The organism is Comamonas thiooxydans (assembly GCF_000964545.1).
GTDB classification, from domain to species: Bacteria; Pseudomonadota; Gammaproteobacteria; order Burkholderiales; family Burkholderiaceae_C; genus Comamonas; species Comamonas thiooxydans.
The window spans coordinates 1-11,863 of the sequence record NZ_BBVD01000019.1; the positions used below are offsets into that span (position 1 = coordinate 1).

Below are 11,863 nucleotides of genomic sequence, written 5' to 3' on the forward strand. Positions count from 1 at the left end.
ACGGCTGTGCCCGAACTGGTCAACGCGCTGTAATTTGGCGCACATCAAAAGAGGGGCTTCAAGCCCCTCTTTTTCCATGGGCGCCTGGCTCGTACAGGTCAGGTCATCAACAATAATTCGGCAGCTGCATGGGCGCTTCAGACCCACTGCATTGATGGAGAGGGAGACTCTGAATGAATCGCAAGCATTGGGTGTTGGCGCGAGCCGGTTTGGTCGCCATGTGTGCAGGTGCTGTTTTGGTGGCACAGGCCTGGACGGTAGGGCAGGTGGCCCCGATGTCGGGGGCCGAAGCCAGTCAGGGGCGGGCCTATGCGCAGGGCATGCGTCTGTACTTTGACCAGGTCAACAAGGCCGGTGGTGTGCAGGGCCAGCCTGTGGAACTGGCCGTGCTCGATGATGTAGGCCATCCCGAAGAGACCGTGACCAAGACGCGCAAGCTGCTGAGCGAATCCAAGCCCGTGGTGCTGGCAGGCTATTTCGGCAATCGCAATCTCTTGGCCTTGCTGGAGAGCAGGGCTCTGGATGGCTCGCAGATTCCGCTGGTGGGTTATCAGAGCACGGATACCCGTGTGCTGGCATCACCCCAGATGTTCTCCACGCGTGCAGGGCTTGTCGAGCAGATCGCAAAGATTTCCACCCACCTGGCCACCGTAGGCATCACGCGGCTGGCGTTGGTGTTCGAGGAGCGTCCCGATGCACAGGAGCTGACGGCCTTGGTGACCAAGGCCGTGAACCCCAGCGGGGCCAAGCTGGTCGCATCGGCCATGCTTAAGAGCCGAGGTGGCTCGGACAAGGCTGTGCAGGAACTGCAGGCTGCGAAGACTTCGCCTCAAGCCATCCTGTTGGTGGCTTCCAGCCCTGCCACGGCGGCATTTGTCGAGGCATATCGCATGGAGGGCGGTACCGCCCAGGTCTATGCCACGGCCGAGGCCGATATCGAGCAGTTGGCCAAGCGTCTTCCTGTGGAGTACATGAGCGGTCTGTCGATTGCCCAGGTGGTGCCCAGTCCCTACAAGGTCTCGGGCAAGCTCAACAAGGAGTTTCGCGACGCGACGATTGCTGCGGGCAAGTCCCTGGACGTTCCGGTGAGCTTTGCGATGATGGAAGGCTTTGTGAATGCCAAAGTCATCGTGGAGGCCATGCGTCGCAGCCAGCCGGTGACGCCGGAAAAAATGAGTGCTGCCTTGCGCGGACTGGAGTCTTATGACCTGGGCGGCTACTGGGTGAACTTCAAGCCCGGGCAAGTGGGATCCAAATATGTGGACCTGTCCATCGTCAATGCCGCCGGGCGTGTGACGCAGTAAGAAACCAAGGCCTGATGCAGCACCGCGCCCAGGCCTTTTTTGCGGCCGCTCCCATCACGATGATCCTCCGTGCACAGAGAAGGCAAAAACTGTTGCCCTGGGGACAGGGAGTGGCGCCATGGCAGGCGAAACTGGCCAAAGGCCAGTCGGACGGCTTCACCGTCGGCACAGGGGTGCAAACAGTGAGCCGTCCTTCGAACTGCTTCTGAAATAAGAGCTGCCTGCGTATCTGGAACAAACGCTGCAGCCCTTTTTTATTGATAAAACGAAGAAGGAGACAACATATGTCCAAGCTGCCACCCGCCCTCAAAAAGCTGGCTCTGCCTGTCATCGGCTCGCCGCTTTTCATCATCAGCAATCCCAAGCTTGTCATCGAGCAGTGCAAGGCCGGTATCGTCGGCTCCATGCCTTCTCTCAATGCCCGCCCGGCCGAGCAGCTGGAGGACTGGCTGGCAGAGATCACCGAGACTCTGGCGGCCTGGGACAAGGCCCATCCCGATCGCCCTTCGGCACCATTCGCCATCAATCAGATCGTGCACAAAAGCAATGACCGTCTGGAGCACGACATGCAGGTCTGCGCTAAGTACAAGGTGCCCATCATCATCACCAGCCTGGGTGCGCGTGAAGATGTGAATCAGGCCGTGCATGGCTGGGGCGGTGTGGTGCTGCACGACATCATCAACAACAAGTTTGCTCGCAAGGCCATTGAAAAAGGTGCCGATGGCCTGATCGCCGTGGCAGCCGGTGCTGGCGGCCATGCGGGTGTGAAGAGCCCATTTGCCCTGGTGCAGGAAATTCGCCAATGGTTTGACGGCCCTCTGGCGCTGTCCGGCTCGATTGCCACGGGTGGCTCGATTCTGGCGGCCCAGGCCATGGGTGCGGACTTTGCCTATATCGGATCGGCCTTCATTGCCACCGACGAGGCGCGCGCCGTAGAAGCCTACAAGCAGGCGATCGTCGAGGGCAGCTCCGACGACGTGGTCTACAGCAATCTGTTCACAGGCGTGCATGGCAACTATCTGGCACCTTCGATTCGTGCGGCCGGTCTGGATCCGGAAAACCTGCCCGAATCAGACCCCAGCAAGATGAATTTTGGCGGCGGTGCGCAAAAGGCCTGGAAAGATATCTGGGGCTGTGGCCAGGGTATCGGTGCCATTGACAAGGTGCAGTCCACGGCGGAGCTGGTGGCTCGCCTCAAGCGTGAGTACGCCGAAGCCAAGGCAAGCCTGCTGGTTGCCTGAGGCAGTTCACTATCTTCTGTGCCAACGGCGTCTTCGGACGCCGTTTTTTATGGGCGGCTTGCTCGCTTGATGTTGCTCAAGCACGACTTGTTCAAGGGTTAACCCTTGTTAAATCGCTTCGGAGTTGATGCGTATCAATGTAGGCCTGGTCCTGCAATTGGCTTTTGCATATCAAGTCATGATGATTGTCAAAAGAAGAGTAGTATTCCGTTAATTTCAGTAAATACTGAAAATTGAGAAATGCAGCACACCCCTTCTTCCTCCACCGACAAACAGGTCGATACAGCACATGCCGAGTTGGCGAGCGTCATCCGTCGCCCTGGCGCGGGAGCTGTGTGGCAGGTGTTTGCCGGGCTGATATGGCTGCCACAGGCAGCCTTGCTGGCCTGGGCTGTGCAACTCATGGCCAACGGTCAGGGCATGGCGGCCGTCTGGCCCATGGCTGCTGGCGTGTTGTTGCTGGGCTTGCTGCGAGCCTGGGCAGAAGGCCATGGCGGCATGCTGGCCAACCGTGCAGCGCGCGCGCAGCTCAGCAGCTTGCGCGCCCGGGTGGCGCAGTCGCTGGCTCAGACATCGCCGCTGGACAAGAGCCGCCCAGCTTCCGGCCAGGCGGCTAGCGCCATGGCCGAGCAGGCCGAGGCCATTGTTCCGTGGCTGGCGCGTTACCAGAGCGCGATGTGGCGTGTGCGTCTGCTGCCCTTGGTGATTTTGGCTGCCGTGGCCTTGCAGTCATGGGTCGCTGCTCTGATTTTGATGGTTGCCGCGCCGCTGATTCCGCTTTTCATGGCGATCGTGGGCTGGCGTGCCAAGGCGGCCAGCGAAGAGCAGATGCTGCAGCTCGGTCATATGAACGCTTTCTTGCTGGACCGCCTGCGTGGCCTGAGCACGCTACGTGCACTGCATGTCGTGGAGCTGACGGGCCAGCGGCTGCGTGACCATGCCGAAGACCTGCGCACCCGCACCATGCGCGTGCTGCGCATTGCCTTTCTGTCTTCTGCGGTGCTGGAGCTTTTCTCGGCACTGGGTGTGGCCATGGTGGCCGTCTATATAGGTTTTCACCTGCTGGGCACGCTGAATTTCGGCGCCTGGGGCGACAAGCTCGGTCTGGGCCAGGCCATGTTCGTGCTGCTGCTGGCGCCGGCATTTTTCGAGCCTTTGCGCGATCTCTCGGCCGTCTGGCATGACAGAGCCGCAGGCGAGGCCGCACTGCAGACCTTGCAGAGCATGCAGGCGCAGTCCATGCAGATTGTCGGTGCACAACATGCCGCTGAAGCATCTCCGGTCGATGAGCAGTCATGGCCTGGCCAGCCTGTGTCCGTAAGCGTTTCGGAACTCAAGGTTCAGGCGCCAGGCAGTGACTCCAGCCTCGCGCCGCTGTCTTTGCACATACAGGCTGGCGAGCATGTGGCGCTGTGGAGTCCCAGCGGCAGCGGCAAGTCTGTGCTGCTGGCGCAGATTGCCGGCCTTTTGCCGGTACTGCAAGGCCGTATCGAAGTCGACCGGCAAACGCTTGATGCCAGCAGTGCTACCCAACTGCGCCGGCGAATGGCCTGGCTGGGTCAGTTGCCCCATGTCTTTGCCGGCTCGGCCGCGCGCAATATTGCGCTGGGGCGCAGCTCGGTAGGACCCGAGCAGATTGCCGAAGCTACGCAGCTGGCGGCACTTGATGAGGCCCTGGAGCATCGCCCCGGCGCAAGCCTGGGTGAGGGCGGCGCAGGCCTTTCCGGTGGCGAGGTGGTACGTTTGGCTCTGGCACGTATGGCCGCGCAGACACGGGCCGGACTGCTGCTGGTCGATGAACCTACTGCTCATCTGGATCCCGAGACAGCAGCCCAGATTACGCAGTCTCTGCGCCATATGGCCAGGGGGCGCACCATGCTGGTCGCCACCCATGATGCACAGCTGGCCGCTGCCATGGATCGCGTGATCGAGCTGCCGCTGCTGCGACCGACGCGGGAGCCGCAGTCATGAAGATGCGAGCCATTTCAATGCGCGAGATGCTGAAGCTGCTGGGCCAGATGGCGCCGCACAAGCTCTGGCTGGGAGGTGCCGCCCTGGCAGCGCTTACGGTGCTGATGGGCATGGCATTGCTGGGTTTGTCGGGCTGGTTCATCACGGCCACGGCCCTGGCCGGGCTGATGCCTGCCACGGCCCTGGTGTTCGATGTGTTCATGCCCTCGGCCGGCATTCGCCTGCTGGCCGTGGGCCGCACCGGTGCCCGCTATGCCGAGCGCTTGGTGACTCACGACGCCACACTGGCCGTGCTGGCCGCTTTGCGCCAGAGACTGTTCCTGAGCTGGGCTCGCCCGCAGGCCGCCCGTCTGCTGCTGCAGCGCCCGGCCAGGCTGTTGCAGCGTCTGACCTCCGATGTGGATGCCCTGGACAATCTTTATCTGCGCCTGCTGGTGCCCGCCGTGGCGGCGCTGGGCGCGGCCTTGCTGGCGGCTCTGGCCTACGGGTTCATGCGCTGGTGGCTGGGCCTGTTGACCCTGGCGTGGATGCTGCTGACTGGCTGGGGCATTGCCCTGTGGCATGGCTTGCGCAGCCGCAAGGCCGCTGTACGCCGTGCCATGGCACTGGAGGCCATGCGTGCCCAAACCGTGGATCTGGTTGCAGGCCAGACCGAGCTGCTAATGGCAGGCCAGTTGCCTGCCCAGGTGCAGCAAGTGCTGCACAGCGATGCGCGCTGCGCCCAGGCCGATGAGCGGCTTTATCAATCCGAAGCGGCTGCCGCCCAGGCTTATGGTGCGGTGTCTGCCATTACTTTGAGCGCATCCGTGCTGTTGATGGCCTGGTTGATGGAACAGGGCCGCATCAACGCGCCGGTTGCTGCGCTGGGTATTTTGCTGGCACTGTCGGCAATGGAGCCGTTTGCAGCTCTGCGCAGAGGGGCAGAACAGGCCGGGCGTACCTGGCTGGCGCTGCGCAGGCTGGCTCCACCGTTGGCGGCCAAGGCCGAAGCGGCAGAGAGTCCGCAGCAGCCTGTGCAGAAGCTGGCCGTCAGCTTGCAGTCTGTCCGACTTCGTCAATTGGGTCCTATAGACCTGAACGTGCGCCAGGGTGAGCGCGTGGCGCTGATCGGCAGCAGCGGCGCAGGCAAGACCAGCTTGCTGCATTTGATGGCGGGTGAGCTGCAGCCGGACGAAGGCGTGGTTCAGGCCCGCGGCTGCAGCTGGATGACACAGAGAACCGAGCTTTTTCAGGACAGCCTGCGCAACAACCTGAGGCTTGCCGATGCCAAGGCCGACGATGAGCAACTGTTGGGCGTCCTGCAGGCTGCAGGTCTCAGAAGCGACGTCATGGCCCTGCCACAGGGGCTGGACACCATGCTGGGTGAAGGCGGCCTGGGTCTGTCCGGAGGCCAGTCGCGCCGGCTGGCACTGGCCAGACTGCTGCTGAGCCCAGACCGCTGCTGGCTGCTTGATGAGGTGACCGAGGGACTGGATGCCGTCACTGCTGCCGATGTGCTGAAGCGGTTGGTGCAGGCGGCTGAGAGCGGCTCGCGAACGCTGATTTTTGCCACGCATTGGCAGCGTGAGGCGAGCCTCGCCGATCGCATTGTGTATCTGCAGGCAGGACAGGTAAGAGCGCAAGCCCTGCGCGGCACGCCAGAGTTTGGGCAACTGATGGCAAGGCTGCGACCCGATGTGCTGGGTGCTGTTGCACCGCAGTCCATATGTTTTTCCGATTGATTTTTGAAGTACCGAGAGAAAGGACCTGACCATGGACCTCGACATCGTCGATTTATCGCGACTGCAGTTTGCGATAACGGCGCTCTACCACTTTCTGTTTGTGCCGCTGACACTGGGCCTGTCCATACTCGTTGCCATCATGGAGACGGTGTATGTAATGACCGGACGAGCCATCTGGCGCGACATGACCAAGTTCTGGGGCGTGCTGTTCGGCATCAACTTCGCCATGGGTGTGGCCACCGGCGTGGTGATGGAGTTCCAGTTCGGCATGAACTGGAGCTACTACAGCCACTATGTGGGCGACATCTTTGGTGCACCGCTGGCGATCGAGGGTTTGATGGCCTTCTTCATGGAGGCGACCTTTGTCGGCCTGTTCTTCTTTGGCTGGGATCGCCTCTCCAAGGTCAAGCACCTGATCGTCACCTGCCTGATGGCCATAGGCACCAACTTCTCGGCGCTATGGATTCTGGTCGCCAATGGCTGGATGCAGAACCCCGTGGGTGCTACTTTCAACCCCCAGACCATGCGCATGGAAGTGAATGACTTCTTTGCCGTGCTCACCAATCCCGTGGCGCAGGCCAAGTTTGTGCACACGGTGTCGGCGGGCTATGTCATGGCCTCGCTGTTCGTGCTGGGTATTTCGGCCTGGTATCTGCTCAAGGGTCGTCACATCCATCTGGCCAAGCGCTCGATGACGGTGGCCGCATCCTTTGGTCTGGCTGCTTCGCTGTCGGTGGTAGTGCTGGGTGACGAATCCGGCTACCTGTCCTCGGAACACCAGAAGATGAAGCTGGCGTCGATCGAAGCCATGTGGGAGACCGAGCCCGCACCGGCCTCTTTCACGGCCTTTGGTTTCCCCGACCGCGAGGCGCGCGAGACCCATTTTGCCGTGCACATCCCATGGGTCATGGGCCTGATCGGTACGCGTTCGCTGGACACCCAAATTCCCGGCATCAACGAATTGGTCAAGAGCGCCGAGGGCAATATCCGCAACGGTATCGACGCCTATGACGCGCTGCAAACCATTCGCAAGGCCAGGACCGATGCCGAGATTCCCGCCGAGGCACGCCTGCGCTTTGAGAACAATGGCGCCAATCTGGGCTACGCCCTGCTGCTGATGCGCTATGTGGATGACCCACGCAAGGCGACCGAAGCACAGATCCATCAGGCAGCAATGGATACCGTGCCGCCGGTCGGTCCGCTGTTCTGGACCTTCCGCATCATGGTGGCCCTGGGCATGTTCTTCATCGTGCTGACCGGCACCTTCTTCTGGCTGGCTGCCCGCCACAGGCTGGATGCCTACCCCTGGCTGCTCAAGGTTGCCGTGTTCTCGATTCCGCTGCCCTGGATCGCCGCCGAATGCGGCTGGGTGGTGGCCGAGCTGGGTCGTCAGCCCTGGATCATCGAAGGCGTGCTGCCCACGGCCATGGCGGTTTCCAATCTGGGCGCGAAGACGCTGTTGCTGACCATTGCCGGCTTTGTGCTGATTTACACCGTGCTGCTGGTTATCGAGCTCAAGCTGATGGTCAAGGCCATCAAGAAGGGCCCCGAGCATGAGAGCGAACCTCACCTCAGCCTCTACGAACCCATGATCAAGAAGCTGGCACGCGGCCAAAGCTGAGAGGAGTAACCAAATGATCTTGCATGAACTGATTTCATATGACGTGCTGCGCCTCATCTGGTGGCTGCTGCTCGGTGTGCTGCTGGTGGGCTTTGCCGTCACCGACGGCTTTGACCTCGGCGCCATGGGCCTGTTGCGCGCCACGGCCAAGACCGATGTCGAGCGCCGTACGGCCATCAACTCAGTCGGCCCCGTGTGGGAAGGCAATCAGGTGTGGCTGATTCTGGGTGGCGGTGCCATCTTTGCGGCCTGGCCCCAGCTTTACGCCGTGTCCTTCTCGGGCTTTTACCTGGCCATGTTTGCCGTGCTGGTGCCGCTGATCCTGCGTCCCGTGGCGTTCAAGTTCCGCAGCAAACATGAAGATGCAGCCTGGCGCAACCGCTGGGACTGGGTGCTGTGCATCACGGGTCTGGTGCCAGCGCTGCTGTTCGGCGTGGCAGTGGGCAATGTGATCCTCGGCGTGCCATTTCGTCTGGGTGACGATATGCGCATTTACTACGACGGCAGCTTCTTCGGCCTGCTCACGCCTTTCGCATTGCTGTGCGGTCTGGTCTCGCTGTCCATGCTGCTCATGCATGGTGCGGCCTGGCTGATGTTCAAGACCGATGGAGAAGTCGCCAACCGCGCCGCCAGGTATGGCACATGGTTTGCCGTGCTGACCACCGTGCTGTTTGCGGTTGCCGGCCTGTGGCTGGCTACAGGCATCAACGGCTATGTGATTACCAGCGAGATCAACCCCGTCGGTCCCTCCAACCCCTTGAACAAGACCGCAGCCGTGGCTGCCGGTGCATGGATGGCCAACTTCAAGTCCTATCCCTGGCTCTGGCTGGTGCCCGGTATCGGCCTGCTCATGCCGCTGATCGTGGCCATCGGCTTGCGCAGCCGTCGCGAGTGGCTGGCGCTGCTGGCAAGCGGCCTGGCGATTGCCGGAATCATCCTGACCGTGGGCGCTGCCATGTTCCCCATGATCCTGCCCTCCAGCATTGATCCGCGCTTCAGTCTGACGGTCTGGGACTCGTCTTCCAGCCATGTCGTGCTGTTCATCATGCTGGTCTGCGTGCTGATCTTCCTGCCCTTGATCCTGGCCTATACCAGCTGGGTGTACTCGGTGCTGCGAGGCAAGGTGGACGTGAAGGCCATCGTGACCGGTCAGGGCCACTCGTATTGAGATGGGACGCCCCTCGGACGCCATGCTGCGTTCTTCCTTCTGTGTGGGGGGCGGTTCGAATATTGTTGGCCCATACATTGGATGGGCCGAATGAAAGGAAACTTATGTGGTATTTCGCCTGGTTGCTGGGTCTGCCGCTGGCAGCAGCCTTTGCCGTGCTCAATGCGATCTGGTTCGAGTTGATGGATGACGAGGCAACGCGTCGCAAGCTTCTGGAGCGAACCAAGTCGCTGCCGGATGCCTGAGTCGCCAAGACATGGAAAAGCCCGGTCGGCTTGGAGCTGACCGGGCTTTTTTTTATGGATGAGGCCTTGTCTTGCTCAGGCCGTGCGAGAGCTTCTCAACGCCTGCGTGGCCTGAGCCAGCTCGGTGATAAGTGACCAGTTGCCACTCTCCACGGCACTGGCGGGGACCAGCCAGGAGCCGCCCACGCAGACCACATTGGACAGTGCCAGAAACTCCGCCGCGTTGCCGGGCGAGATGCCGCCCGTGGGGCAGAAACGCAGCTCTCCGAACGGACCTTGCCAGGCCTTCAGCATCTGGATGCCGCCCGACTGCACGGCGGGGAAGAACTTGAGCTCGGTAAAGCCATCTTCCTGAGCCATCATGATTTCGCTGCTGGTTGCAACACCGGGCAGCAGCGGCAGGTTCAGATCGCGGCAGGCCTGGCCCAGCTTGCTGGTAAAGCCGGGACTGACGGCAAACCTTGCGCCGGCCCGAGCAGCCGCCGCGGCATCGGCTGCATTGCGCACGGTGCCCGCACCGACGATGGCTTCGGGCAGTTGCTTGGCGATGGCCTCTATGCAGGCCAGGCCCTGAGGCGTGCGCAGCGTGACCTCCAGAACCCTGATGCCGCCGGCCAGCAGTGCTTTGGCCATGGGCACCGCATGCTCTGCGTTGTGCAGCACGATGACCGGAATCACCGGTGCATCCTGCATGATGGACAAGGCGGTCATTTGAGCAGCCATGTGCAAGCTCCTTCTTCTGCGCTCAGCGCATTGCGCCGGAATCCGGCAAACAGTTCACGGCCCAGGCCGCGGTGATTGGCTTGTTGCAACGCTGGCGGCATGATGGCCAGCGGCCTGGCTTCCCATTCGGCATCCGTCAGCTCGGCTTGCAGCAGGCCGGTGGGGGCATCGAGCACGATGATGTCTCCGCTTTGTACCTTGGCCAGCGGGCCGCCAGCCAGCGCTTCGGGACTGACATGGATGGCCGCCGGGACCTTGCCCGATGCGCCGCTCATGCGGCCGTCGGTGACCAGGGCCACGACATAGCCCTTGCCTTGCAGAACGGCCAGCGGAGGGGTGAGCTTGTGCAGCTCGGGCATGCCATTGGCCTGCGGACCCTGCCAGCGCACCACACAGACGACGCCATTGAAGCCATTGGTCTGGCAGGCCTGCTCCAGCGCACCGGATTTGAAGGCCGCCTGCAATTCATCCTGCGAATCAAAGACCCATGCCGGTGCCCGCAGTGCGTGGCGATCTTCAGGTACGGCGCTGATCTTGATGACACTGCGGCCAAGATTGCCTTTGAGCAGCTTCAAGCCGCCCGTAGGGCTGAAGGGGCGGCTGGCAGGGCGCAGAACAGTGTCATCGCCGGAGATGCCCGCATCCTGCCATTGCAACTGATGGTTTTCGACATGGGGGATGCGCCCGAAGGCGGCCAGCCCCTCGGGCCTAACCGTAAGCACATCGCCATGCATGAGTCCGGCCTGCAGCAGCTGGGCGATCACGTAGCCAGGGCCGCCTGCGGCCTGGAACTGATTCACATCGGCGCTGCCATTGGGGTAGACGCGGGCCAGCAGGGGAACCACCGCGGACAGCTGCTCGAAGTCATCCCAGTCGATGACGATTCCGGCAGCTCGGGCCACGGCCACCCAGTGGATCAGGTGATTGGTGGAGCCGCCGGTCGCCAGCAGGGCCACCATGGCGTTGACGATGCAGCGCTCGTCCACGACATGCCCTATGGGGGCAAAGCGGCGGCCCCGGGTGATGGACAGCACGGTACGCATGGCTTCGCGCGTGAGCAGTTCACGCTCTGCGTCGGCGGGGTTGATGAAGGCTGTGCCGGGAACATGCAGGCCCATGGCTTCGAGCAGCATCTGATTGCTGTTGGCCGTTCCGTAGAAGGTGCAGGTGCCCTGATCATGGTAGGCCGCGTTTTCTGCCGCGAGCAGCTCCTGCCGGCCGACCAGGCCCTGCGCCGCCTGCTCGCGTACCTTGGCCTTGTCGCTGTTGGACAGGCCCGAAGTCATGGGGCCGGCAGGCACGAACACCATGGGCAGGTGGCCGAAGTGCAGGGCGCCGATCAGCAGGCCGGGAACGATCTTGTCGCAGACGCCCAGCATCAGGGCCGCATCGAAAGTGTCATGCGTGAGAGCCACGGCGGTGGACATGGCAATCGTGTCGCGGCTGAACAGGCTCAGCTCCATGCCGGGCATGCCCTGGGTCACGCCGTCGCACATGGCCGGCACACCGCCGGCCACCTGAGCCGTTGCGCCGTTGCGCCTGGCCTCGTCTTTCAGAATATCGGGGTAATGCGCAAACGGTGCATGGGCGGAGAGCACATCGTTATAGGCCGTGACGATGCCGACATTGGGGCCTTTTTCTTCAACGATGCGAATCTTGTCCGTGCCGGGCAGAGCCGCAAAGGCGTGGGCCACATTGGCACAGCCCATGGTGCGTACTTGTGGAGGGCGCGCGGCCATGGCATCGACCTGTGCCAGATAGTCGGAGCGGCTGGCGCGGCTGCGCTCCTGGATGCGCCGCGTCACCTGGTCCAGAACGGGGTGAAGTGCCATGATGAAAGTCCTTGGGCAGCAAGGCCTGTGCTTGGGG

At 62.2% G+C, this 11,863-nt stretch carries 9 protein-coding genes; 7 read left to right on the plus strand and 2 right to left on the minus strand.

Annotation, left to right across the window (positions count from 1 at the left end; translation table 11 throughout):
• Positions 1 to 173 precede the first annotated feature (173 nt).
• The 7 genes from Cth01_RS21580 (at position 174) to cydX (ending at position 9,271) form a co-directional block, all read left to right on the plus strand.
• Positions 174 to 1,304 (plus strand): ABC transporter substrate-binding protein, encoded by a 1,131-nt coding sequence (locus Cth01_RS21580; RefSeq protein WP_034407145.1) that lies wholly within the window; start codon positions 174 to 176, stop codon positions 1,302 to 1,304.
• A 284-nt stretch (positions 1,305 to 1,588) separates the two neighbouring features.
• Entirely contained in the window at positions 1,589 to 2,545 is a 957-nt protein-coding gene (locus Cth01_RS21585; RefSeq protein ID WP_034356911.1) for an NAD(P)H-dependent flavin oxidoreductase, read from the plus strand.
• A gap of 240 nt (positions 2,546 to 2,785) precedes the next feature.
• On the plus strand, positions 2,786 to 4,516 hold the full coding sequence (gene cydD / locus Cth01_RS21590) for a thiol reductant ABC exporter subunit CydD (protein ID WP_174447127.1): 1,731 nt from the start codon (positions 2,786 to 2,788) through the stop codon (positions 4,514 to 4,516).
• Positions 4,513 to 6,237 (plus strand): amino acid ABC transporter ATP-binding/permease protein, encoded by a 1,725-nt coding sequence (locus Cth01_RS21595; RefSeq protein ID WP_045840387.1) that lies wholly within the window; start codon positions 4,513 to 4,515, stop codon positions 6,235 to 6,237. The genes cydD and Cth01_RS21595 overlap by 4 nt, the downstream gene beginning before the upstream one ends.
• 31 nt (positions 6,238 to 6,268) lie before the next feature.
• Complete coding sequence (locus Cth01_RS21600; RefSeq protein ID WP_034356909.1) at positions 6,269 to 7,858, plus strand: cytochrome ubiquinol oxidase subunit I; 1,590 nt, start codon at positions 6,269 to 6,271, stop codon at positions 7,856 to 7,858.
• A gap of 13 nt (positions 7,859 to 7,871) precedes the next feature.
• Positions 7,872 to 9,026 (plus strand): cytochrome d ubiquinol oxidase subunit II, encoded by a 1,155-nt coding sequence (gene cydB / locus Cth01_RS21605; protein ID WP_034380747.1) that lies wholly within the window; start codon positions 7,872 to 7,874, stop codon positions 9,024 to 9,026.
• 104 nt (positions 9,027 to 9,130) lie between these two features.
• The gene (cydX, locus tag Cth01_RS21610; protein ID WP_003053063.1) at positions 9,131 to 9,271 is read left to right on the plus strand and encodes a cytochrome bd-I oxidase subunit CydX; all 141 of its coding nucleotides are present in this window, start codon (positions 9,131 to 9,133) and stop codon (positions 9,269 to 9,271) included.
• 75 nt (positions 9,272 to 9,346) lie between these two features.
• Here cydX and eda read toward each other — a convergent pair whose 3' ends face one another.
• Both eda and edd read right to left on the minus strand, forming a co-directional pair.
• Positions 9,347 to 9,994, minus strand: a complete 648-nt coding sequence (gene eda / locus Cth01_RS21615) for a bifunctional 4-hydroxy-2-oxoglutarate aldolase/2-dehydro-3-deoxy-phosphogluconate aldolase (protein WP_045840388.1) — start codon at positions 9,992 to 9,994, stop codon at positions 9,347 to 9,349.
• Positions 9,979 to 11,826: a phosphogluconate dehydratase gene (edd, locus tag Cth01_RS21620; RefSeq protein WP_003053066.1), complete on the minus strand. Its 1,848-nt coding sequence runs from the start codon at positions 11,824 to 11,826 to the stop codon at positions 9,979 to 9,981. The genes eda and edd overlap by 16 nt, the downstream gene beginning before the upstream one ends.
• Positions 11,827 to 11,863: the final 37 nt, after the last annotated feature.